Source organism: Lyngbya sp. CCY1209, from assembly GCF_035615495.1.
GTDB lineage: Bacteria > Cyanobacteriota > Cyanobacteriia > Cyanobacteriales > Microcoleaceae > Limnospira.
Genome location: NZ_JAJENU010000605.1, coordinates 1 through 25,169, shown reverse-complemented (window position 1 = coordinate 25,169; position 25,169 = coordinate 1). Strand labels below are relative to the sequence as shown.

Below are 25,169 nucleotides of genomic sequence, written 5' to 3'. Positions count from 1 at the left end.
GCGGGCAACCAGAGACGGTTGCCCCCACACAGACCCAACTACAATTGGGCGGGCAACCAGAGACGGTTGCCCCCACAGACTCCCTATTCCCTACTCCCTTCAGAGACGGTTGCTCCCACACAGACCCAACTACAATTGGGCGGGCAACCAGAGACGGTTGCCCCCACACAGACACAACTACAACTGGGCGGGCAACCAGAGACGGTTGCCCCCACAGACTCCCTACTCCCTACTCCCTTTCTACAGAGCGCGATGTCCTAACCGTTCTGTCCGTTGCGATATTAGTCAGGTTTCGGGATTGTCGGATTTGGAGACGATCACTTCGACGGGACGCAGGAGGCGATCGCTGTGTCGGAATCCCCGGCGCACGATTTGGGTGACGGTTTCATTTTCCAGGTCGGGGCGAATTTCGCGATCAACGATTTTACAGACCTCGAAATCGGGTTTTTCTTCCCCAAATTCGATGGGATGAACTTCCCGCCGTTCCAAACTGTTGAGCAATTTTTTCTGGATGCTGCCGATCAATTTGGGAAAGCGGGCGATCGCTTTTTCGTCTGGTTCGGGGTTATTTCGCAGGTATTCGATTAAAAAGTCGAGGGAATCGACGACTTCTAACAATTCCAAAAATAACGCCTCAAACCGAGCATTTTCCTCCTGTTCTTTTCCGGCTAATGATTGTTGCAGGGACATTTTTTCTTTTAATATTGTGCCGATTTTAGCTTTGATTTCATCGCGTACATCGGCTGATATTTGCAGATTTTTGGGGGGTAAATTATCCATATTTTAAATCTCAAGTTGACAATTTGAAAAGATTTTTTTCCCTAATTTTTTGTCGGCATCGCCGGATTGATTTTCCGCCGCGATCGCTCCCCGGAGGTCGTCGAATTCCGGAATCATCTCCACCACCGGCATCGGCCGTTCGAGTTCCGAGAAATCTTGCCGTTTGAACCGTTGAATTGGGGGCAAAACGGGATGCAAATAATCGGCGATCAACCGCTCTTTTTCGTTCATCAACGCTTTTCTCGCCCGGGCGATGATATCGGGGGGGTATTTTTTGCGCTTCATGGCGATCGCGAAGGCTTTGGTAATTTCCCCTTTGGATGCCGAAGGAGAAACGTCCAAAACCTGATAGGGGTTGGGATTGGGAAGTTGATTATTTGACATAATTTAATACATTCCAAACTCGCGATAAACGGAAGTTAAAGCCGGATTGTCCGGACTGATTTGGTAAGCCCAATGGATAAATTGTAAGAGCAAATGTGGGGGAACATTTTCACGTTTTGAAGCCTCGATAATCGAGATGACCAAATGTTCGGCGACATATTGTCTGAGCAGATCGTCGGAACAGTATCTGGCTCGATTGACCGCTTCTTCAAAGCGATCGTTTTTCATCAGATCGTTGATTTCCTTGCTCTGTCGGCCGATCTCGTACATTTCTCGGGCGTTCGGATCGTCCGGCACGAGTTCGTAAGTCCAACGTGCAAAATTGTAAATATCCTCAAATCCCAATTTGTGCTCTTTAAATCCGGCGACAAAAATTTCCGCGAAAACTTGAGCAGTTTTTGTTTTTATCTCTCGATTCTGAGATTGTTTGGCTTTTTCAAACAGTCGCTCGAACTGATTGTTTTTCAACAGTTTTTCGAGCTCTTCGGCTTCTATTTGATACTCGATCGCCGCGATGACTTGAACTAATCGGGGATTGTTGCTGTCCACTGTTTGAAGTTCTCGAAGCCGAGACAGACCTTGATGATAACTGATGCGATCGCCCTCCAAATCTTCGACAATTTTTTGAATTCGAGATTCCACCCAATAGCTTCGGGAGGCTTCGGTTCCCAATAATTGATACCAAAAGTCGCCGAAAGTCAACTGTTCTTCTGAGTTTGCCAACGCCTGAAGCTGGGACTGACACAACCGATCCAGTTCTCGATGCCATTCCGGGTGCGATCGCAATTCGGTTTTGATGGCATTTAAAGGATCGACGGACTTTCTCCACTGTTGCTTTTGCAGGTGGTGACATCCTTCGGAGTAGGCGACAAATTTTTGGGCAAAATATTCGTTTTTTTGATAGGAATTAAATTGATAATTACGAGACGGTTTGAGGTAAATAGCTCGTTCCACATCCCCGTCAAACGCCGCCGCCACTGCCAACCCCCAGGAGGTATAAAGGGCGGGCAAAATATTGGCTTCTGTGGATGTCGAATTTGAGGCTTGAGAAACTCTGACATTGGGAAAGTGATGGTTGTGGCGGTGGTAGCATCCCGGCAATAAAATCATATCATTAATTTTGGCAGCTCGATGGGGCGATTTTTTGATAAATTTGAGGGCGATCGCATCCAGACGAAATCGATCTCGCAGTTTCATATACTCAGCCAAGTTCTCGTCTTTTAAGCTATCGATCGCCGTTTCCAAGTTCCCAAAAAAGTGGTCGAAAACTTCGTGAAAATCGATGGAACTTTGGGGCAACCAGGGGATATTTTTCAGAGCCGGATCGCGCTTTAAATTCGCCAGGGCAGTCGTGGCGGCGACGATCCAATCCGGCCGGGTTTCGGGGGCGATTTGAGCTTGATAATAGGTGGCGATCGCCCAGTTGTGCAAGGATTTTGCATCTCCGTTTTGGAGCCAAGATTGTTCGGTCGCTCGGGCGATTTGATGCCAATCTTGCGACTCCCAAATGGTCGCTTCTAGGCGAGGTTGAATGTGGTTGTTTAGATTCCCTTCTACCAGGGGATCTGAGCCGTAAGTTTGTAAAAATTGGGCGCTGGTGGCGCGGGCGCGATCGAGATTATTGTCATCGACAAACTGCTCAATTTGCCGCAGGGATTTTAGGCAGACAAGTCTCATCAATTGGCGGACAACTTTTAATTGACTGTCGATTTGAGGATGGGAGAGCGATCGCCACTCCCGTTCCGCCTGTTTTAACTCGCCCAGTCCGAGGTGGGCGAAACCCCGCAGGTAACTGATTTGTTCTCCGGAATGTCCCTGCAAATGCGCGATCGCCTGTTGCCAGTTTTGGGTTTTTATCGAAAGAATTGCCAAGCGAATTTTTGATTCCGTAAACTCGGGGAGGAGTTGAATCGATCGCTTGTAGCAGGATTCGGCTTCGGGAAAATTTTGCGACTGTTCGGCCGACAGTCCCCGCCGATAGCAGTTTTTTCCTTGGATCACCCGATTCAGTTCTGCCACCAATTTTTGACCGTCTTGGCGGGGGAACTTTTTCAGGGCTGAATTGACGACATTGAGGGCGGAATTAAATTCGCCTTTGGTCGCCAAATCGAAGGCTTGCTGTAATTTTGTTTCATATTGATTTTGTCCCTGAATTTGTCCCGAACAGTTGGCGATCGCATCTCGGATGAGTGGAATGTCGAATAATGTTTTTGCCCGGTCGAAACTCAGTTTCGCTTTTTTATACTGTTTTTGCTGGGCATATTTTTGACCTTCCCCGAATAACGTCCGAAATTGATTGTATTTAGTGATTTTGTGTTCGCAGCGGGCGATCGCCTGGTTGACGACGGCGACATCAATAATTTCTTGGCATTGTCGATAAATTGACAATGCCTTTGATAACGTCGTCGCATCCATCGGATCGCCGGGGTCTGATTTTTCCAACGCCTGACCGGAAGCGACCATTTTTTGCACGGATTTGATCTGTCTCTTCCAAAAATTGACCCGCGATCGCAGGTCGGTCAACAGATCCTTCAGGAACAACTGTCGCAGTTTTTCTTCAACAAATGGCGGGGAACTCGACCATTTATAAAGGGTCAAATTTCCGATTTTTGCCGCCCGCATCAGATGCTTTTTTCCAGCCATCTTTTTGGCGGTTTTGATATCTTTTTTGGTGGCACTCACTTTTTTGAAAAAGTCGATAATTGCCACCTGAAAAACCATCCGCGTCAGGGAATTTATCCAATTGGCGATCGCGTTCATGGGCAGTATTCCGGTAAATTTTTGACGAAAATGATTTCGCCAACTTCGATTTTATTTTCTCGACCTTTGAGATTTGGATTGGCGGCGACGATTTCCGGCCACCGCTGCCAGTCACCGTAGAATTTTCGGGCGATTTTGGAGAGGGAATCTCCCTTTTGAATTGAATAATAAAACCCGTCGCATAATTGCCGATTTTTTTGGGATTTATTAAAAAATGGAATAAAGGGAGAAGAACGGGCAATTTTTACGGTTTCAATGGGGGCAGATTTTTTGGCAAATTGAGTCTCAAACGATGCCCCGATCGCCACCCCCAACAGCAGCATAATGATGGCGATCGCCACAATTAGCTGGGACGTATTTTTCCGCCAGTTGGGTTGGGGAATGGGGGCGGGTTGTACCGCCACTTCTGGGAGTTCCTGAAGTTGTCGGATCGGGGTGAGATCGGTTTCGCAATTGGGGCAAATATTGCCTTCAATATTGGGGCGATCGCACACCGGACAGGTTATTTTTAAAGTCATCGTGTCAATCCCGTCGCGATGGTTCCTGCCGGCAATTCCCGATCTAAATAGGGAATAATTTCCGCCTGTAGTTCTCGGAGGAGGGCATCCGCTTCGGCTGGGTTTCCTTGGCGTAATGCGTTCAACATTTGAGTGAATTTAACTTGCAGACCTCCCGCGTGGCTGGGATTAATATGGTGAATTTTGGCGATCTCCTCCGGAATAACGACGATCAGTTGGACGATATCGGGGAGGTTATCAAATTCTTGTTTGCCATCTTCTATTAATTTTTGCAAGCCGGCAATATTCTTGCTATCGAGGGCTTGTTGCAGTTGAGAAACTAAATTCCGCAACCGATATTTTTGGTCTTCATGAAGCAGGCGATCGCAAACTTTAAGTGCCAATTCAAACCGGGTGATAAAAATCTTGGCGATCTCAAACTCGTCGGATGCAAATTCTTGCAATTCCTTGAGTTTATTTTGAGCGTGGTTGAGGCGATCGCCCTGGACTTTGCCACCCCGATAAATTTGGTTTGACGCCCGCACTACTTCTCCGGCGATTTCGTTGGCTCGCTGCACGCCAATTTCCGTCAAATTGGAAGCATCGTTGAGTTGTTTAATTCGTTCCTCAACCTGGCGAGAAATGTCCTCATTAACTCCCCCGCGAGAGAAGGAACAACTGACTTTAACTTGGGGATTATTTTTGAGGGCGGCGGTCATATTGAGGGAGTTATTTTCTTCGTCGAGTTCCACCGTCACCAGAATTTCTGTGCCTTTCGGATAGGGGCGATCGAGGGATAACCACATCTCGCCGATCCGCTCATCTTGCCGGGTGCGATCGAGGTTTTGACGGACGCGATCGGGGCTGAAAAATTTGAAGTGAATCAGCCGCTGTCCGTCGGCTTCCGTTTTAAAGGTGTGGAATTTTTGCACCGGAAGAACGTCCCCCTGTTCGATGATGACAAATCGGGGTTCGTCCACCAATTCGATGCAATAGTCGCGGGAAACGGTGGTGACTTTTTCGGTGAGTCCCGCCGCCACGATCGCCGCTCCTTCCGCCACCGCATACATGGGGCGATCGTGAATCACCACCTGATGTTGGGGGAATGCTTGGCGGATTTTTTGCTGGACGAGGGGAACCTGTGCGGAGCCGCCGACGAGGAGAATGGCATCGATTTGATCGAGGGGATAATCGGAATATTTGATCGCATCCTGGGCGATTTGTACGGAGCGATCGATTAGCGGTTCGATCTGTTGTTCAAACTGTTGGCGGGTGATGGAAACTTGAATGGGAATTGCCATTCCAAACTCATCAATTAAAGGTGTGGCGGTAATAATTTCGGCGGCAGATTGGGTGCTGAGTTGAATTTTTGCCCGTTCCGCCTGTAGTTTCAATTCCGCCAGCAGCCGCACTCGCTGATAATGCGGCATTTTTTGAATCAAGCGATCGACATTATCAAGGTTTTCGATTCGGGCGATTTCCCCTTTGACAAATTCGACGATGCAGTTATCAAAATCGTCTCCACCCAACCACAAATCCCCCGCTTTTGCGGACTCAATAAATTGATTGCCGACGGAAGTAATAATCGAACAGTCTAAAGTCCCGCCTCCGAAGTCATAAACTAAGATGGTGCTCACCTCGTCGGAGTCGGGACGGTAGCCGTAGGAAATGGCGGCGGCGGTGGGTTCTGGCAGCAGTTCCCGCAGGTTCAATCCGGCTTTTTGGGCGGCGATTCCGGTGGCGTATCGCTGCTTGTCATTGAAATAGGCGGGGACGGTGATCACGGCTTGGGTGATGCGGCTGGTTTGCCCCGATCGCTCCTGGTAGGCTTGGGCATTTCCGACCACTTTTTTGAGGATTTCGGCGGAAATTTCTTCGGGTTGATATTCCCGGCTGTTTAACCAAACGGAGAGGCTATTTTCGGTGCCCTGGCTGGATTGGGTAATTTTATAATTGAACCGAGATAATTGTTGTTGTACGACGGGATCGTTGAATCCCCTGCCGATCAATCGCTTGATGGAAATAATCACATTTTCGGTGTCTCCATCTCCGAGTTGGCGGTAGGCTTGTTCGCCGACAATTAACCCGTTGCGATCGCCCGCCACCACCGATCGCGTCAGTTTTCGTTCCGGTGGGGAATTGTCCGCCGCCGTCACCACATTCACCTCGGCTAACTTGAAAGCCGCGACGGAGTTGGTGGTTCCCAAATCAATTCCAACGATATTTCCCATGATGAATTAGACCCTCGATAATCACAGTTTAATTGTTCGGTAAAATTTTGGCAAGTGTCGGCGATATCGATTTAATAAATGTTCACAATTGTAACCCGATATACGGTCTGACATACGGGCAGTTACCCCGTCTGTAAATCCGGGATATTACGGAGTAAGTAACTGTTGGCACAGAGCAGTTTTTTAGCGATCGCCTGTTGTTTGATAAAGTTGGCGTCGAACGCCTGCGAACTGCCGCCGAGTCCCAACTGATACATGACTTCTTTCGCCGCAGTCGAGCGATTGTCGAATCCCATCGAGTCCGCTTTGAGGGCAGACACGGTGTCCCCCTTCTCAAGGTTTAACGCCTGCTGCCAATAGGTGAGAGAAGCTTGAATTTGCAATGACGCAGTTAAAGCGGTTGCCAATTTTAAAGTCGCCCAGTAGTGACTGGAATCGAGTTTGATGGTTTTCAGATAACACTCGCAACTGATGACTAAGGACTCGCGGGAATTTTTGATAATGTTGACGGCTTGCTGTTTTGCCATTTCCATTCCGACTCCCTCGATGGAGATACCCAAACTGCTAATAAAATTGCGATCGTAGTTGCCGGAAAAAATGCCGTCTCCCCAAAATGAATTGTAGCTGCGATCGTACATTTCTCCGGCTTGGAAGAAGAGGGCGGGATCTCGGGATTGTTCCGCTTGTTGATAGAGTTTGTAACCCTCCGGATGCAAGGTTTGCATTTTGGCGATCGCCGAGTTATTTTGACTTCTCGGTTGCGGCGGCTTCGGCGGTTTCGGTGGCTTCGGCGGTTTCGGAGGTTTCGGGACGGGTGGAGTCGGGGATGATGCCATATCAATTAGATTAGAAAAGTTAGAAAATTTTTCCGAATATGATTGAGTATTGGTGGCATTTTTTACAGTATTTTTAGACGAAGAATAAGGAGTAAATGAAGAATTCAAGAACGATTGAGGGTCGAGTTGATAAATGGCAATGGGTGCAAACCATATTATTCTCAAGTTTACATAAAATAAATGCAATAAAAAACGCAAAAATGAATTAACCAATAATGCTATTATTATCGCAGCGATAAAATTATCGAATCCCATCGTCAAACTTCCCAAAACGGCGAAAATGCTTCCCCAAAATGTCATCCAAAATATGAGCCAGGAATAGCAATAAAACGAAAAATAAGTCCCAATTGACAAATAAGTTCCAATTGATAAATAAGCAGTTAGTTTAGCTTTTTGTTTTATCAAATCAGCTATTCTAAAATACTTGTTCGGATCGGTATCGGAACCGGGAACGGGCCGATCGCACCACAGGATTTGTAAATACCAAAAAATAAAGTCGCGAATCAGTCTAACTTTAATCTGTGTACCGTCGTTTAAATCAAAATATTGTCCGTCTTTGATGGCTTGAGTATTTTCAAATTTGCCGAGTTCCCGTCCATCCAAATAAATGGCAAAATTTTTCGGTTCTTTTTCCCACCACTTTTTATCCCAAGAAACGACCAATCTTTCCGGACTCCCTGGTTGCAGTGAATATTTTGCTCTAGCCATGAGTAAAACCCTGGAATTAAATAATTTACTTTTTTGACTATTGAATGGATTGACAGTTGGGCAAACTGTTCAACATGAAACGGGATGGATACACATAAAATCCGCTCAAATCTAGCCTCGCATTGTGGTAAAGCATCCAAGGCGTGTAATTGAGCTGACCCCGATCCGTCGAGGCGACGTTTAAAATCGTCTGGCCTCTCAGTTGCAAGTAACCGTTATCCTGCCAATATAAAAAGCTGTTGCGTCGTTCCGTTTCGCTGATTTGCATGGGTTGAGAATAGCGACCGAGTACCAACGTCGCCGCTTCTCCAAACACCGTATTGTTTCTCACCAAACCGGTGACGCAAATCAATTCCTCGGTTGCCGTTCGATAGAAAACTCCCCGGATTTGGTCGCCAATTTTTGTGAATTGATAACAGGACTGACCCCGGGGAAGTAAATTGTTGGTTGGGGGCGAATTTTCACAGAGGAGATATTCGCCGTTGGGCAAACTTTCCACCGTCCTTTGGGCGATCGCGGGGAATGCGATCGCGGAAAATATCAGACCCAAAATCGTGGCGTTGCGAATCGTTTTCATCTCGTTCTGACCTCGCAAAAGTAGCTCTTCATCCCCCCCTACTCCCCCTTTGGCAAGGGAGAATGAAACGGCTCTGCTTGGTCAGGGGAGAGGATTTTTTTTGGCGTTAAAATAGCAGTAAAAAGCTAAACTGCTATATTGAGTCCACTTGAGTGGACTTGAGCTATGAGCCTTGAAATTCATTTCAAGGCGGGTTCTTCAGCGACGAGCCTCGAAATTCATTTCAAGGCGGGTTAAAGCAATGAAAATCGTTCTCACACCACGAACTCGAAATGGAGTCAAAATCAGTCGGAGTCGGGTTCGTTACCCTCCCACATTTCCCGCTCCGCATCCCGTTCCAAAGCCGTTTCGGACGCGACCTGATCTCGCCAATCGTCGTAATTCTCCTGAAAGTCACTGTCGGCATCGGAGGTGTCGAAATCGTCGTCGCCAGATCCGGTACTGTCAACCATGAGTGAGTTCTCCTTGTATTGTCAATCTAAATGAGTAATTGTACAGATCAAATGATGAAAACTTTACATTTCTTCACCTCCCAGCCGATCGCAGCGGTTCTTCAGCGAGATGTCCCAAACCGACGGAATCGAGCAATTCCCGCCACTCTGCCAATGTTTCTGGGTTTTGGGGCTGCATTTGTCGCATTTTCGCCAATTCGGTCAGGGTTTCGTACCATAACCCGGCTTTTGCGTATAACTCCGCTCGCTCTGAAGGCGTATTTACGGCTTCTAATTGGCGACTCAATTCATCATCTATCGCCACCCGCTCGATCGCACCTTCGACATAATCATCCTCGGCGCGAATCCGGGGATTGCAAATATAAGAAAACTGCCAACGATAGGTTTTTCCAACTTCCAAAGGTTCTGCGCCATCGGGTAAAGAGATGCTGATAATTCCCGGAATTTCTGCGGGCGTTATTTTTTGATTGAATATTTCATTTTCCGCCTCATCTAACAGCACCAATTCCACCTCTCTGGGCGGTTCGGAACTGTAGGGGACGTAAAATAAAAAGGTGGGGCGTTCGGCTGCGGTCAATCCAAAATTTGTCTCGGGAATTAACGCGGTCAACGGTTGGGGAACTTCGGGGCAACCTGTACGACTGGAGGACCCCTGTCGGTTGCCATCGGTGCCGCGATCGGGGGGATCGAATTCCGTGGCAACTGCGGCTGGCAATTTCGGAAATGGAGCATTTGCGATCGCGTAAAAGTCGGCAATGTAAACGGAAACAAAACTGATGCCAAATAGCAAAAGTTTTAACTTTGACATTGGCTTCATTTAAACCCTGATATGTAACTCAATCTTCGATCAGTCGCGGGTCGGGAATTCCGTAGATTTCATCCGCCGCTTCGATCGCATTTTCGTAAGCCTCGCCGGGAGGATAGGGATAATCCTCTTCCCAGTCGTCCTCAAAATCCCCGGAGATCTCGTCGCGATCGCTGTTGGAGTAGACCATTGCTCACCTCGGCTCGAATGTCCTATGGACTTATCGGCAAATTTCGCAACTTTTACGCAATCTTAACATTTCTTTACAAAGTGGGCGGCAAGGGGAGACGCCAGCCACCCCAAAGCCGCCGGAATCACGGGAACCCAGGTTCCCCCGACCAGCAGCAGCCAAGCGGTTCCGTAAAGCACTCCGACCCCCGCCCCGAGACTGGGTAAGAGTACCCGGCGACTGCGAATCTGCCACCCCAAACCCGCACCCGCCGCGGACCACAAACCGATCCAGAGGCCCTCTTGCCAGGGCGACCACAGGTTTAATAGGGGGCGATCGTCCAAAACAGCGGCTAGAATTTGACTGATTTTATGGGCGTGAATGGTGACTCCCGGCATTTTTTGAAATGTGGTGCCTCGATAACTGTAGGGAGTGGCTACGGTGTCACCTCGGGCGCTGGTCGCCGTCACCCCCAATAAAACAATTTTATCCTCGACCCATTTGGGGTTAATTTTTCCCTCTAAAATATCCGTCAGCGTCACGGTTTTAGCGACCGGATCGGCGACGCGATAATTCAAGAGAAGTTGAAAAGCTTTGCCTTCAAAAGCCGGATAAGCCCCCCATCGGTTTAAGGCGTAAAGGAAGCGATCGCCCAGCTTTATGGTATTTTGGTCAATCTCTTTTGGTGCGATTCCTTCGGCTTGTAAATACAACAATGCCAACCGCGTATTCAATGCAAATTCCGTCGGACAGCCCGGATGTTCGTCCATAAATAAAGTATGGCGGCGCAGCACCCCGTCCGGATCGATGCTGATATCATTGAATCCGACTCGGGAATTGGGAACACCTGGAGGAGAGTTTATGCCTTCATTTCGACTGTCTTGGGCTTTGCAAATGACGATCAAATTGGACTGATTTTGCATCTGATTTCGGAGGGTTTCGGTTCCGGGTGGGGCGGGCAGATCTCGATAAAGATTTAATCCGATCGCCCTCGGTTTGTAGGCGTTCAATTTTTGCAAAACTTCCGTCAATTTGCGATCGCTGATCGGCCAATCCCCCAGGGCTTGAATGTCGGGTTCGGTGACGGTGACGATCAGCAGGCGGGGATCGGGGAATTCCACGGGGCGCGATCGCATCATCGCATCGAAGGTTGTGAGTTCCCAAGTTTGCAACAATCCCAACTGTCTGACAATTAAAATAAACAGGGTCAATAAAATTGCAAAAAGCAGAGAGAATATGAGAGAATTAGAAGAGAATAAATTTTGGGTTTGATGAGAGACGGCGGGCGATCGCTTTTGGGGCCACTGTATGGGGACGACGGCGGGATTTTGGCACAGGGCCGGCAGCCAACTGGCACAGGGAAACCGTTCTTCGAGGGCGTAGAGTCGCTCTCGGGCTTCCCGGACGGATAAATAAAAGGAATCACCGCGAGAAAAGGCAACTAGAAAATGCTTTAAAAATAGATGGGCGATGGAGTCGGGGACGGGTTCCCGCATGACGATCGCCTGGGGGATATCCAGTTGCAACAGTTGATGGGCCAATCCCAAACCGTCGCAGGAGTTAAAGATGGCGAGTTTCAGGCCGCGATCGACGGATTTTTTCAACGCTGGGGTGAGGCTTTCCAAGGTGACTTTTTCGGTGGAATTGATGGCGATCGCCCCGTGTTCTTTGCGTTCGTCGCTGTGGCTGTGTCCGGCGAAAAATAGGATGTCCCAGCCCCGGTTATCCCAGAGTTTATCGTCGATTTCTTGGTGGGTGGGTTCGGGTAAAAAGACGAGTTCGACATCGGGCAGATTTTCCAGCAATTGGCGATCGGTGTCGAGATCGATGCCCGAACAGTTGCCCAAAATTGCCAAAATTCGCAGGGGCGATCGCGGGGGTTTGGAAAGCGATCGCCGGCTGTATTCGACTTGGCTGAATGCCAATTCCGCCCGGGGATAATCTTGGAACCACTGCCACAGATGCCAGGGCAGGTTTCGCAGTTCCAAATTATCGGTTTCTAAAATAATTTGAATTTCATCTGAGGGCTGAAATGAGCTCCGGAGTTTGCCGTCAATTTTGCGAAATTCGGGGGCATCCAACCATTCGTTAAATGAGCTGCGATACTGCTTGCATAAATCGTTAAAATCGACGGTCGAAACGTTGGTGATATCCCCGGTTTCGAGTTTGATGCGGGGATGCCAGGCCCAAGTTTGGGACAAGTCCTGATAGATTAATTGCCACCGTTTCGCGATCGCCACCAAATCTCTCGCCGGGGGCAAACTGCCGGTAAATTTGACCGGGCGGGGATGTTCGGAATCCCACGCCATCGCCGTCACGGCGGGAAATCCTTCCCGCAAAGAACCCGGCCCTAAATTGAGCAATACGATCCAATGGGTCATCGGGGGGCGATTCGGTAGTAGAACAGGCATCCTGCCTGTTAGATTTTACAGAACAGGCAAGATGCCTGTTCTACAATAATACATCAAATTTGAAACTGTTTGGTGACGGTCACATCTCCCAGGACAATTTGAATGGTAAATTGTTCTCCGACGGTGCCGGTAAAGCGGCTGAGTTGAATCCAATTGTCTTGGAGTCGGGATTCGACTTGCTGCAAAACTTCCCCGGATTCGGAAATTAAAATTAAGTGGACGTTGGGCGGCAAATAGTTTTGTCCTTCCGGGGGGTGGAGTCGCACCCGGACTTTGACATCTCGGTCATTTTCGGCAATAATTGAAACGAACAAAACCAACTGTTGATGATTGAGTTGCATCCCCAAATCGATCAGTTGGACGCGCTGCGTCACCCCCGCTTCTTCGGCAAAACTCCTCAAGTTGTAGGCGATTTCTGGACTGCCGTAAAGGGCCTCGACGGTTTGCCATCCCGACTCGACAATATCGGCCAGCCAGCGAGTCAATTTTATCGTTGCGGAGGGGCGGGTTTGTTCCTGCCGCAATTGGGCTAGGTGATCGAGCAAATTTTCCAACGGTTGCAGGCGTTCGATGGGTACGTCTTGGCGATCAACTTCGGGGATAAATCCGAGAATTTCGGCTGTCTGCAACGAGTCGTAAATTTTGACGGCGACGTAGCCGATGCGATCGCACCAAACCTCCGGTGGCACGGTAAAAGTTACCTGATTTTCTCGCACCGGGCGGCATTCCAAACGCCCCAAACCGGGCAGGGGCAAATCGGCGACATCCGACCCCAATTGAAGGACGGGATTCCGGCTGTCGGCGAGGCTCATTTCCGTGGGAATTTCCATCCACTGCAAATAGCGATCAACCGTCCAAATTGCCAGGGTGTTAAAATAGACTTTTTCCCGCAGGTTTCGATGCGGCATTTTCAGGGCGAATTCCCGGGCGCGATCGCGGGCAGTTTGTGGAATCAATAGGGGCAAAGATTGGCGATCGTAACGTTCGATGTTATTAACCATAATTCATCAACCATTTATATAATTCTGTCCTCAATCCCGGGGCGAGTCGTCCCGGACTGTTTCTATAGATATCCCTCCATTTCGGCAAATTTACGCAAACGCGGCAGGCAATTTCGGTGGTAGAATGAACTCAGGGTCGTCAACGGCAAACCGACCTCCGCCGCGATCGCTTCCCAGCTTGTCTCTGGGGGCAGGCGCCGCAAAATCAAAAACTGACAATTCACGTCCGGGCGCCCGCGAATGTGAGTCCGCCGCAGTTCCCCCGTCGGGTCCGTTTCCGCCCACTCTCGCGTCTTTTCCAGCATGGGACGGATGTCGGGGGGGGCGGGAATCATCTCCAGAATGTCGAGGAGTTCGTCACCCACCCGAATCTCCCGGGAAACAAAGTGCTTTTTCTGCTTCTGCTGTCGTCCTCGTGCTTCCTGCAATCGCCGTTTCAGGTAATAGTTCAGCCAGGTGGTGACGCTGCTGCGATCGGGATCGTAAACCGTACAGAGATTCTGACAGAAATACAGCGCCATTTGTTGCCAAGCGTCCTCATAATCCAGACCCGATTCTTTCCACAATTTCCCCGATCGCGCGATGAGGCGAAAAATTTGGGTCAACCCCTTTTGGCGACCGACACTTTTGGGGGGATGCTGGCAGGTTTCTCGAATTAAGTTTAACAGATCTCGTTGCTGAAAATCCATAACATTTGTTAAAAACTGTCTGTCCGATCTGAAGTCCCGAAAACTTGACTCATTTTACCATCAAAACAAAAGATACTATTGTATAATAGTACAAAAATTAACTCGATATCAAGCGAAATCAGTCATTTTTTGAGTCGATTGAGTGTCAGGATCAATCATGATTTTTGTCAAAATCAGCCGTCGCATCGCGATCGCCCTGCTTTTATTTCCCGCCTCCCTATTTTCCGCCCTCGCCGCCCGGGGACAGTCGCCCCCCGACCCCATCGCCGAAGCCGCCAAACTCTATAATATCGCCTCCGGACAAATCGATCGCGGGGAATTTCGTCCGGCCCTGGCCACCCTCGAACGGGCGTTAAAAATCGTGCGATCGCGGGGAAATCGCGGCTTTGAAGGGGACATGATCAACGACATCGGCATCATTTATCGCAACCTCGGCGAGTACGATCGCGCCCTGGAATTTGCTGAACAAGCCCTGAAAATTTATCAAGAAATTGGCGATCGCTCCTCCGTCGCCCAAAGTTACAATAACTTGGCGTCCGTCTATGAATCTTTGAGTCAGTATCCCGAAGCCCTGTCTCATTTTCAACGGGCTCTCGCCACCGTTCGGGAACTCGGAGAAGCGGAAAGCGAAGCCTTCATTCAAAATAACCTGGGCGCGGTTTATCGCTCCTTGGGAAGGCCCAGAAAGGCCCTGGAACATTTTGAAGCCTCTTTGGGAATATTCCGCGAGTTAAACTTGTCATATTATGCGGGAATTTTGTTGAACAACATCGGTTCCGCCTACGTTTCCTTGAAAGAGTACGAATCGGCAAAAATTGCCTTCGAGAAATCTCTGGAAATTGCCAGAGAAGAACAGGACACTTTGGGAATCGCCCAAACCTCCGTCAATTTGGGCGGGGTTTACGAAAGGTTGTCGGACTATCAAAAAGCCCTCAAACTCTACGAAAGCGGATTGGCGATCGCGACAGAAATCGGCGAGTCTTCCCTCGTCGGGCAAGCCCTCAACAATATCGGGTCAATTTACCGTCTCCAAAATCAACCCGATCGCGCGATCGCGTTCTATCAAAGAGCATTAAATGTCCGTCAAACCATCGGCGATCGCGCCGGGGAATCGATTACATTAAATAACCTGGGGTCGATTCAATTTGAGCTAAAACAGCTAGAAAAAGCACAAAAAAATCTCTATTCATCCATCGAAATTTTGGAATCCTTGCGCCCCGGATTAAGTGATTATAATAAAATTTCCCTGTTTGATAAGATGGCAAATACCTACGGCATCTTGCAGCAAGTTCTGGTCGCCCAAAATCAGATAAAAACCGCCCTGGAAATCTCAGAAAGAGGACGAGCGAGGGCTTTAATTGAATTGCTATCTCGCTCAAAAAATCAGACAGAACTTGATAAAATTACTGTCGATTTACCAAATTTTGAAACTATCAAAATGGTGGCTATTCGCCAAAAATCCACCCTGGTCGAATATTCGATCGCGATCGATAATTTTGGGCAAAATTCGGAACTGTTAATTTGGGTGGTTGATCGCGAGGGCGCGATCGCCTTTCGTTCGGTGAATTTGACGGAGTGGGGAAAAGGACAAGAAGATTTAATTCCATTTTTGACAACAGAAATTATCGAATCCTCTCCGATCGCCGAATTGGTGCGGGGATTTCGCGCCCCCATCGAGTCCGGGACTTCGGCTGTTGAATCCCGAAAAATCAGCGATCGCAAATTGGGACAACTTCACCAACTCCTGATCGAACCCATCGCCGATTTACTCCCTACAGATCCGGAATCAAAAGTTATCTTTATTCCCCACAAAGAGTTGCTTTTAGTCCCCTTTGCAGCATTAATTGATAGCGATAATCAATATTTGCTAGAAAAACACGCGATCGCCACCAGTCCCGCCATTCAACTGCTACAACTCGCCCCAAACCGACAAAACCGTCGCTCCCCCAAAAGGGAGATTTTGGCAGTCGGAAATCCCGCCATGCCAGAAATCACTATTGTACCCGGCGAACAACCCGAACCCCTCCGCGATCTTCCCGCCTCAGAACAGGAAGCGATCGCGATCGCCCAAATGTTCGATACCCAAGCCTTCACCGGAAGAAACGCCACGGAAACCGCGATCGTTCCCAAACTTCCCGAAGCCCGAATGATCCACTTCGCCACCCACGGATTACTAGAAGACTTCAGCGGTTCTGGACTCCCGGGTGCGATCGCTTTATCCCCCTCCGAAACCGACGACGGACTCCTCACCGCCGACGAAATTCTCCGGTTAAATCTCAACGCCGAATTGGTGGTTTTGAGTGCCTGCAACACCGGAGTCGGAACCGTCACCGGCGATGGAATTGTCGGGTTATCCCGTTCCCTGATGGCAGCCGGCGTTCCCAGTTTAATTGTCTCCTTGTGGGCGGTAGAAGATGTTTCAACCTCGGAATTAATGCAGGAATTTTATCGGCAATTGCGACAACATATAGATACAACAAAAGCTCTCAGAAATGCGATGTTGACGGTTCAAGAAAATTACCCTGATCCGAAAAGTTGGGCTGGATTTATTTTAGTTGGAAATCCTGGGTAGGTTTTTGTGGTTTTTTGTAGATTGGGTTGAACGATAGCAGTCTATTAATTCAACCACCTTCTCTCTGTGTCCTCTGTGCCTCTGTGGTTAATAATAGTTTTTGTAGGTTTTGTTAGTATCGCCCATAACGGGCGATCGCGCCCCGAACATTCCGGCCGTTTTGCAGCCAAGCCCACATCTGATCGCCGTGGGAAAAATGCCACCATTCCTTGGGGTGCTGATGAAATCCGGCGGCGGTCATTACCCGTTTTAAAAGTTGGCGATTGTGATGATATTGTACCTCGATTTTATCCGCGCTGTCAACAAAATAATCGGGATGCGATCGCGGCGAAATTTCGTCGATGGGAGAACCCATATTCAACGCAGATCCCGCCAAATCAAATAGGGTGATATCCACCGCCGCCCCGGTACTGTGGGGGGGAGGAGTCGCCGGATCGGGGCTGGGAACCGCCCAAAATTGATACACCTCCCGCCACAATTCGTTTCGGCGTTCTTCCGATAAATTTTCTACCGTCAATCCGGCCGATCGCAGCCGTTCGGAAAAGGCATAATCCACCATGAATTGTTGCACTTCGATGGGGCGATAGGCATCGAAAACGAGGATTTTTAAATTCGGGTGTTGACTTTGCAAATATTGGTTAGCTTGGATCAGGCGATCGCGCACATCTCGCCTGACGTGGTAGGGAGAATCCGCCGCCGATTGGTCGTAGGGTGCGCCCAATTTTTGATAGGGGTGGGGCGATTCCAAAATAAACTGTTCTGGGGGGATGGGGACGAGGGGTTCGCCACAATCCCGGATCGGAATCTGTTGATAGGGTTTTTGATAAGATTTTGCGGCAGTCATGGTTTGAATGGGTCCCCTCAAGATGGCGGAGAAATCTCTATTTTAACCGGAGTTGCGATCGCGCGGCAATTTTTACTGTCAGTTATCAAAAAATAGCGATTTTCGATCTGATCAGATACGGGAGATCCCCCTAAATCCCCCTTTTGAAGGGGGACTTTAAATTTTTCGGCTTCCCTCACAAGTTTTAGAAACGCTCTAAAAAAAGGACAACCTCGGAAAAGGTTGACCCCAAATGTGAACCCAAAATTTTGATAAATCTTCTAGGTGGTTGACTCAGTTCTGGCAGTCATTTGCCGGAAGTTTAGAAAACCAAAAATGAGCCAAAACGCCAGGAGTCCCGCCGTCAAAAGTAAGACGGAAACCGGCCCGAATTGAACCACCAGCGCCGGTGCCGCAGCCGTGAATAATCCGCCACCGACGATGGGTTCAAAAAAGAGTTGTTTGTAGGCAAAACTCTCGAAAGCGCCCGTTTTGTTTTCCGGATCGACCATGCGGATCAGCAAAATTCCGGTTGCCGTCACACCCATCGACTGCCCCATGTCGCCGATGCCACGCTCGAACCAATGGACGGGAATCATGCGCGGAGCCAAGTAAAGAAAGGCCCAAATATTCCAAGCAATTCCGGCAACTGACAGGATGATAAACACGCCCATATTTGCGCCCAAAATCATCAGATTTATGGAAGCCAAAGCCGTGACCACCACCACGTCCAAAGCCACGCCGGAAATCCGCTGTTGCAGGGGACGAATGATCAGCAAATCGAGTCCCAAACGTTTCATCATCAACTGCACGATTAAACCCCCCACCAACGCCATCGGAAACAGGGGGACGGCGGCGGCGAGTTCCAATCCCAACTGACCCCAGGTGAACACTTCGATGAATTTCAACACTTGTAAAATTATCCAACCGATCGCGATCGCTAACCCCACAAATCCGAAGTTTAGGGAGAGGGGATCGACGAGCAGATTGTTCATCAATCTCGCCCTTTGGGTGCGAATTTCTCGTTCTTCTGTTCCCTCGGTTTCTTGAAAAAACGCATCTCCCGGCAAGTGAGTTTCGGTTTGTTGAATGTAGCCCTTTTGTCGCCCCCAATTGGCTAAAGCGGTTCCGGCGATGACGCCGGAAACGATGCCGACGGTGGCGAGTCCCAGGGCTAAATCCGGTCCTTCTGGGAAGTTGAGATTTTCAAACACTTCCGCCATTCCAGCGGCGGTTCCGTGTCCCCCCTCGAAGGCAATTTCGATCAGACAGCCGGCGATGGGATCGACTCCAAAAACGGGGGTTAATATCAACAATGTCAGCAGCAATCCGATGACATATTGTCCCCACGCCAAGGTTTGGCCGAAGGCGACTTGGGGGGCAGTTTTGCGCCAGATATCTCGCGGGTGGGGGATGGTTTCTCCCAAAAACAGGGCGGCAAAAACGATGTTGATAAAGACGCCGGGAGACTGGGCCCAAACCGTTCTCATCGTTTCGGGAAATAGGCCGTTTTCCGCCAGATATTCGTTAATTCCGATCGCCCCCGCGATCGCCCCCAACACCCCAGGGCCGAGCAACAGTGCGATCGCTCCCGCGATAATCGATTCGGGGAGATAGAGCCGTTGAAAAATGGGAACTTTCTGCTTCACATACCGACTCAGCAGAATTAATAAACCTACCATGATGTAGGCAAATAGGACGTTGACCAGTTTAAACATCGGTTCGCTTCCTAATAATACGCAAGACAATTTCTGCCGAATTTCTGCCTTTGACTTGCGTCAAAATTCGGCTCAATGATGATTCAGATGTTTCCTTATATACCGAATCTAGGACAAAAAGTGTATGAATTGTTACGATGTTTTCTGGGAGGCGTAATTTTCCTGACAATTATCTCACGCCACTATTTAGAATTGCAAAGGTGGGCGAAATATCATCCTCCCGGGGGCTGAAATTTTCCCGAGATTAAAATCAGAAAAGTGACAGTGGGGGCGATCGCGATCGTACAATCAAAACTCGACCGCCATGATGATCGCAAACGCTACCCCATGAATCGAACCATTTGGATCGCCCGACACGCCGAACGCCAGGACTATGCGGACTCGAACTGGTATCGCAACAGCGATCGCCCCTTCGACCCGCCCCTCTCCCCCCGGGGAGTTCGCCAAGCCAAAGCCCTGGCCGAACGCCTCCGAAAAGAGGAAATTCACCACATTTTTGCCTCGCCCTTTTTGCGGACTGTCGAAACCGCCCATGCCGTCGCCGAAGCCCTGGATTTACCCGTCAAACTCGAACCGGGACTCGGAGAATTTTTGAACCGCTATTCCTTTCCCGCCTTACCTCAAACTCTGTCGCGATCGCAACTCCAAGAGCGGTTTTCGCGGGTCGATCTCGACTACGAGTCCCCCCAATCTTTGCAATATCCAGAAACCTGGAAACAAGCCAGCGGACGCATGGAAACCGCCATCCGACGCCTGAGCGAACAGTTTTCGGGCCACCTCCTACTCGTCGGTCACGCCGCCTCGGTTCAGGGGTTGACCGAAGGTTTAATTCCCGGAAAACCGAAACTTAATCGCGCTTTAGCCGGTCTGGTTAAACTGGTCGGAAACGGCGGGGAATGGACGTTAGAATTGAGCGGAGATACCGCCCACTTAGACCGCCTCGGGGAAGTCTCCCGCTTCGAGCTACCGACCACATTGACCCGCTATTACCGATATTACCGATACGTTTATTTACCAGCGTCAAATCGGGGAAAATAATCGACCGCCTGAAAACAGAAACCGGGGGGGAAATCTCTAAATTCCCATCGCAACCAACAGAAGAATCGTGATTAAAATCGGGATGAGATTTTCCAGCGGAGAATTGTCTCCCGATGGTTTTTGGGTCGGGGGTTTTTTTGGCGGTTTGGAGAAATCCCGCCTGAATTCGCAGTTGAGACACTCGAACAGATCTTCCCGTCGCTTGATCACCGTGCGTTTCCCACATTTGGGACACTCAATTCCGTCGTTCATCCCTTTGCCTCGCCGTCAGACCGTTCTGGGGTGGCGGAGTTGACCGCCCTCCCCGGCAATGGGTCAAAGCCATGATGGGTTAGACCCCTCATTAGCTTGGCGCAGAATCTCAAAATTGTCGAGGAGTTGGGGCGGAAAGTGGGGAGAAGGGTGCGGATTCCGGGCGATCGCGACCCGGGCCTGTTGCATTGCGATCGGTCCGAGGTGTTACAATCGTGGAGGCTTATTTTTAAATGAGTTGGGTGCGACTGGATTCGCCAGTCATCCGCCGTCCCCGTCACGCTCAATGGTGAGGGACGAGCAACGAGTGAAACTGGAAGTTTAAAAAAGAAATCTCTCAAGGAAACGACTACATGAGTTCAACAACCGTCCAAGCGAAGCACGACATTAAAGACCCCTCTCTAGCTCCCCAAGGGAAACAGCGCATCGAGTGGGCGGGCCGGGAAATGCCCGTTCTGCGCCAAATTCAAGAGCGCTTCGCGAAAGAAAAGCCGCTGGCCGGCATTCGTTTGGTCGCCTGCTGTCACGTCACCACAGAAACGGCACACCTGGCGATCGCCCTGAAAGCGGGTGGGGCCGACGCCCTGCTGATCGCCAGCAACCCCCTCTCCACCCAAGATGACGTCGCCGCCAGCTTGGTCGTCGATCACGGCATCCCCGTGTTCGCCATGAAGGGAGAAGACACCCAAACCTACCTCCGCCACGTCGAAACCGCCCTCGACCACCACCCCAACATCATCATCGACGACGGCAGCGACGTGACCGCCACCCTGGTGAAAAACCGCCAGGATCAGCTCCCCGAAATCATCGGCACCACCGAAGAAACCACCACCGGCATCGTCCGCCTGCGGGCCATGTTGAAGGACGGGAAACTCACCTTCCCCGCCATGAACGTCAACGACGCCGACACCAAGCACTTCTTCGATAACCGCTACGGCACCGGGCAGTCCACCCTCGACGGCATCATCCGCGCCACCAACGTCCTGCTGGCCGGTAAAAGCGTCACCGTCGTCGGTTACGGCTGGTGCGGCAAAGGCGCGGCCCTCCGCGCCCGGGGCATGGGTGCGAACGTCATCGTCACCGAAATCGATCCCATCCGGGCGATCGAAGCCGTGATGGACGGTTTCCGGGTCATGCCGATGGAACAAGCCGCCCCCATCACCGACCTGTTTATCACCGTGACGGGCAACAAGCACGTCATCCGGGGCGAACATTTCGACGTCATGAAAGACGGGGCGATGGTCTGCAACTCCGGCCACTTCGACATCGAGATCGACCTGAAAGCGTTGGCGGAACGGGCGACGGAAATCAAGGACGTCCGCAACTTCACCCAGCAGTACAAACTCAAGAACGGCAAATCCGTCGTGGTGTTGGGCGAAGGCCGTCTGATCAACCTGGCCGCGGCCGAAGGCCACCCCAGCGCGGTGATGGACATGAGCTTCGCCAACCAGGCTTTGGCCTGCGAATATCTGGTCAAGAATAAGGGCCAACTCGAACCCGGACTGCACAGCATTCCGACGGATGTGGATAAGGAAATTGCCGCCCTGAAACTGAAGGCGATGGGCATCAATATCGATACCCTGACTCCAGAACAGATCGAGTACACCAATTCCTGGATGGTGGGAACCGACGCCTAAAATTTGGAGTGAAATGGGTGAGGAGTTTCGCTCTCGAAACTCCTCCCGTCGATCGCCATTTTTAGACCGTTAATTTTGGGTTGGGGGTCAAGTATTTGATCCCCCAACCCGTCGTCATATTTCCGAGTTTAATTTCTGGTGCGGGTGCATCCGCGATCGCGGCAAATTGCCATCGATTCAATCCTTTTCTATTGATGATTTCTGTGGCCCGTGGCAAAACTTTCTGTCGAACTGCATCGCTATTTTTTTTCTGAGGAGCGATCGCCCCAGGTGACTCTGGGGGATGTGGTCGAACTGGCCGGAGAACGGATCTTCGGGTTTCTGTTCGTGTTGCTGGCGTTACCCTCCGCCCTCCCCGTCCCCGCTCCCGGCTATTCGATTCCCTTCGGAATTCTATTATTTTTGTTGGCTATTCAGTTGATTGTCGGTTCAAAAACGCCCTGGTTTCCCCAAAAGTGGCTGGACCACCCGATCGCCATAGAAAAAGTGCGGGGATTTCTCAAAGGCGGGATTCCTTGGCTGCAAAAAATCGAGATGGTTTCCCGTCCCCGCCTGACTTATATCTGTGTCAATCCGGTGGGGAGAATTATCATCGGTTGTGCGATCGCATTAATGTCCATTTCCATGATGATTCCCATCCCCGGAACCAACACCCTGCCCGCGATCGGTATTTTCATCACCGGCTTCGGGCTCCTCGACGACGACGGCGCCATCAGCCTCGGCGGGTTGGTCGTCTGCCTGATGGGGGCCACCCTTTCCGGTTTAATTTTGATTTTCGGTTACGAGGCGGTGAAGGCGGCAATTAACTTCTTCCGGTGAGCGATTTTCGCGATCAATGCGGGATCGAAGCGGGGAATTAAAATCAATTGGAATCCGGAAATTTTTGTATGTATGGATTTCCGATTATTGAATTTTAAAAAACAGTTTTTATAAATACTGTTTGATCGGACATAATATCAATTTCCAAGGGCGCAAGCCTTGCGCCCCTACCCGGAAAAATCCTCTCGCATAGGATCGGGAAATTTATGCGGATAAATAACCGGATATTTAAGAGGGAAAAAAGATATCAAATACTTTCAAAACTGAACGGTCGAGTTTTGCTCCGAACAGTTTTCGGTCATCTGCCCCTATACTTTAGGGATAAATTGAACAGATGAGTTGATTTATGAGGACGATCGCAAAACGGGTTTGGCTCTACACCCTGCTCTTCCTATCCATTCCCACCATGACATTGGCGCAGGACGAGAGCCGCAGCAACAGTCTCTTTCAAGCCATCAACGAAGGCTTTACCTGGTTTGTTGACAATATCATTTTCGGAATTTTGTTCTGGGATGCCGGGACGGGATACCTCTTTAAAACGCTGTTCGGCGTGGAAATCGGCATTCCCCTCATCGTCCTATGGCTGATTGTGGGGGGCGTTTTCTTCACGTTCCGCATGGGATTCATCAACGTGCGGGCCTTCAAACACTCCCTGGACGTGGTGCGGGGTAAATACGACGACTCCGAAGACGAAGGGGAAGTCTCCCACTTCCAGGCCTTAGCCACAGCCCTCTCCGCCACGGTGGGATTGGGCAATATCGCCGGGGTGGCGATCGCGGTCAGTCTCGGCGGGCCGGGGGCGGTATTTTGGATGACCGTCGGCGGCTTTTTCGGGATGAGCAGCAAATTCGTCGAATGCACCCTCGGGCAGAAATACCGGGTCGTCAAACCCGACGGCACCATCTCCGGGGGGCCGATGCGCTACCTGTCCGAGGGGTTGCGGCGGCTCAAATACGGCGCGTTCGGGCGGGTGTTGGCGATCGCATTTTCGATCTTCTGCATCATGGGGGCCCTGGGGGGCGCGAATATGTTCCAGGCCAACCAGTCCTACGGCGCCGTGTCCCGGGTGTTCCCCTTCGTCCCCAGTTGGCTCTACGGCCTGATTTTGGCGACCCTGGTGGGGTTGGTGATCGTCGGCGGCGTCCGCCGCATCGGCCAGGTGGCGGGCACCATCGTCCCCCTGATGTGCGCGTTGTACGTCGTCGCCTCCCTGTTTATTTTGCTGACCAATTTCACCGAAATTCCCGGCGCCTTCGGGGTGATTATTTCCCAAGCCTTCCGGCCCGAAGCGATCGAAGGGGGAATTCTCGGGGTTTTAATTCAAGGGTTCCGGCGATCGGCCTTTTCCAACGAGGCGGGACTGGGTTCGGCCGCGATCGCCCACTCTGCGGCCCGCACCGACGAACCCATCCGGGAAGGCATCGTCGCCCTCCTCGAACCCTTTATTGATACTATTGTTGTCTGCAACATGACCGCTTTAGTGATTGTAATTACCGGCGCCTACAACAACCCGGCTTACGAAGAATTGCGGAACACCGGCGCCGGGGCGGAACTGACGGCGGCGGCTTTCGGAACCTCGATTTCCTGGTTTCCGATCATTTTGGCGATCGCGGTGTTTTTCTTCGCCTTTTCGACGATGATCTCCTGGAGTTACTACGGCGAACGCTGCTGGGATTACCTCACCGGGGGGCGCGGTACGATTATCTTTAAAATCATTTTCCTGCTGGCGGCGTTTTTGGGCGCGATCGTCGCCCCCGGCCCGGTGATCGGCTTCAGCGACGGCATGATTTTGGGGATGGCATTTCCTAACCTGCTGGGGATGTATTTCCTGTGTCCCCAAGTCGCCCGAGAACTCAAGGACTACATGAGGCGCTTAAAATCCGGCGAAATGGAGGTTTTTCAATAATTGATTTTCCCCCAATTTTGACCAAAAAGCGATCGCCCCCAAACCCCCAATTCTGGGGGCTTAACAGTTTCGGCCCGAGCGATCGCCCCCAAACCCCCAATTCT

20 protein-coding genes and 1 CRISPR repeat array are annotated in these 25,169 nt (G+C 50.4%); of the genes, 5 read left to right on the top strand and 15 right to left on the bottom strand.

Features of this window, described 5'->3' with window-relative positions; genetic code table 11:
- Position 1 precedes the first annotated feature (1 nt).
- Positions 2-212: a CRISPR direct-repeat array (repeat unit 24 nt; unit sequence CGGGCAACCAGAGACGGTTGCCCC).
- Between the two features lie 73 nt (positions 213-285).
- From LKE08_RS22680 to LKE08_RS22620, 13 genes are all read right to left on the bottom strand, one after another.
- Positions 286-780 carry a nucleotide exchange factor GrpE gene (locus tag LKE08_RS22680; RefSeq protein WP_324706544.1) on the bottom strand — a complete coding sequence of 165 codons (495 nt, stop codon included), beginning with the start codon at positions 778-780 and terminating at the stop codon, positions 286-288.
- A 3-nt stretch (positions 781-783) separates the two neighbouring features.
- A complete protein-coding gene (locus LKE08_RS22675) occupies positions 784-1,164 on the bottom strand; it encodes a molecular chaperone DnaJ (RefSeq protein WP_324706543.1) in 381 nt (126 codons plus the stop codon).
- Positions 1,165-1,167: 3 nt separating this feature from the next.
- Entirely contained in the window at positions 1,168-3,924 is a 2,757-nt protein-coding gene (locus LKE08_RS22670) for a tetratricopeptide repeat protein (RefSeq protein ID WP_324706542.1), read from the bottom strand.
- Positions 3,921-4,442, bottom strand: a complete 522-nt coding sequence (locus LKE08_RS22665; protein WP_324706541.1) for a LysM peptidoglycan-binding domain-containing protein — start codon at positions 4,440-4,442, stop codon at positions 3,921-3,923. The genes LKE08_RS22670 and LKE08_RS22665 overlap by 4 nt, the downstream gene beginning before the upstream one ends.
- The gene (locus tag LKE08_RS22660; protein WP_324706540.1) at positions 4,439-6,652 is read right to left on the bottom strand and encodes an Hsp70 family protein; all 2,214 of its coding nucleotides are present in this window, start codon (positions 6,650-6,652) and stop codon (positions 4,439-4,441) included. The genes LKE08_RS22665 and LKE08_RS22660 overlap by 4 nt, the downstream gene beginning before the upstream one ends.
- Before the next feature lie 122 nt (positions 6,653-6,774).
- The gene (locus tag LKE08_RS22655) at positions 6,775-7,488 is read right to left on the bottom strand and encodes a hypothetical protein (RefSeq protein WP_324706539.1); all 714 of its coding nucleotides are present in this window, start codon (positions 7,486-7,488) and stop codon (positions 6,775-6,777) included.
- Between the two features lie 745 nt (positions 7,489-8,233).
- Complete coding sequence (locus LKE08_RS22650) at positions 8,234-8,773, bottom strand: hypothetical protein (RefSeq protein ID WP_324706538.1); 540 nt, start codon at positions 8,771-8,773, stop codon at positions 8,234-8,236.
- Positions 8,774-9,057: 284 nt separating this feature from the next.
- The gene (locus tag LKE08_RS22645; RefSeq protein ID WP_324706537.1) at positions 9,058-9,225 is read right to left on the bottom strand and encodes a hypothetical protein; all 168 of its coding nucleotides are present in this window, start codon (positions 9,223-9,225) and stop codon (positions 9,058-9,060) included.
- A gap of 73 nt (positions 9,226-9,298) precedes the next feature.
- Positions 9,299-10,033: a DUF928 domain-containing protein gene (locus tag LKE08_RS22640; RefSeq protein WP_324706536.1), complete on the bottom strand. Its 735-nt coding sequence runs from the start codon at positions 10,031-10,033 to the stop codon at positions 9,299-9,301.
- A gap of 28 nt (positions 10,034-10,061) precedes the next feature.
- Positions 10,062-10,220 (bottom strand): hypothetical protein, encoded by a 159-nt coding sequence (locus LKE08_RS22635; RefSeq protein WP_324706535.1) that lies wholly within the window; start codon positions 10,218-10,220, stop codon positions 10,062-10,064.
- A gap of 62 nt (positions 10,221-10,282) precedes the next feature.
- Positions 10,283-12,580: a CHASE2 domain-containing protein gene (locus LKE08_RS22630; RefSeq protein ID WP_324706534.1), complete on the bottom strand. Its 2,298-nt coding sequence runs from the start codon at positions 12,578-12,580 to the stop codon at positions 10,283-10,285.
- Positions 12,581-12,663: 83 nt separating this feature from the next.
- Positions 12,664-13,611, bottom strand: coding sequence for a DUF1822 family protein (locus tag LKE08_RS22625; RefSeq protein WP_324706533.1), 948 nt, complete (start codon positions 13,609-13,611; stop codon positions 12,664-12,666).
- Positions 13,612-13,673: 62 nt separating this feature from the next.
- Positions 13,674-14,300, bottom strand: coding sequence for a sigma-70 family RNA polymerase sigma factor (locus LKE08_RS22620; RefSeq protein WP_324706532.1), 627 nt, complete (start codon positions 14,298-14,300; stop codon positions 13,674-13,676).
- A gap of 157 nt (positions 14,301-14,457) precedes the next feature.
- On the opposite strand from LKE08_RS22620, the gene LKE08_RS22615 reads away from it, so the two are divergent.
- A complete protein-coding gene (locus LKE08_RS22615) occupies positions 14,458-16,872 on the top strand; it encodes a CHAT domain-containing tetratricopeptide repeat protein (RefSeq protein WP_324706531.1) in 2,415 nt (804 codons plus the stop codon).
- Between the two features lie 112 nt (positions 16,873-16,984).
- On the opposite strand, the gene LKE08_RS22610 is transcribed toward LKE08_RS22615, so the two are convergent.
- Positions 16,985-17,716, bottom strand: a complete 732-nt coding sequence (locus tag LKE08_RS22610) for a M15 family metallopeptidase (protein ID WP_324706530.1) — start codon at positions 17,714-17,716, stop codon at positions 16,985-16,987.
- Positions 17,717-17,976: 260 nt separating this feature from the next.
- Entirely contained in the window at positions 17,977-19,413 is a 1,437-nt protein-coding gene (locus LKE08_RS22605; protein ID WP_324706529.1) for a sodium/glutamate symporter, read from the bottom strand.
- Positions 19,414-19,671: 258 nt separating this feature from the next.
- Here LKE08_RS22605 and LKE08_RS22600 point away from each other — a divergent pair, with 258 nt between their 5' ends.
- The 4 genes from LKE08_RS22600 to LKE08_RS22585 all read left to right on the top strand — a co-directional run bounded on the left by LKE08_RS22600 (position 19,672) and on the right by LKE08_RS22585 (position 25,065).
- A complete protein-coding gene (locus LKE08_RS22600) occupies positions 19,672-20,451 on the top strand; it encodes a histidine phosphatase family protein (protein ID WP_324706528.1) in 780 nt (259 codons plus the stop codon).
- Between the two features lie 605 nt (positions 20,452-21,056).
- Positions 21,057-22,340: an adenosylhomocysteinase gene (gene ahcY, locus LKE08_RS22595; RefSeq protein ID WP_324706527.1), complete on the top strand. Its 1,284-nt coding sequence runs from the start codon at positions 21,057-21,059 to the stop codon at positions 22,338-22,340.
- A gap of 210 nt (positions 22,341-22,550) precedes the next feature.
- Positions 22,551-23,159 carry an exopolysaccharide biosynthesis protein gene (locus LKE08_RS22590; protein ID WP_324706526.1) on the top strand — a complete coding sequence of 203 codons (609 nt, stop codon included), beginning with the start codon at positions 22,551-22,553 and terminating at the stop codon, positions 23,157-23,159.
- A gap of 346 nt (positions 23,160-23,505) precedes the next feature.
- Positions 23,506-25,065: an alanine/glycine:cation symporter family protein gene (locus LKE08_RS22585; RefSeq protein ID WP_324706525.1), complete on the top strand. Its 1,560-nt coding sequence runs from the start codon at positions 23,506-23,508 to the stop codon at positions 25,063-25,065.
- The last annotated feature ends 104 nt before the right edge of the window (positions 25,066-25,169 follow it).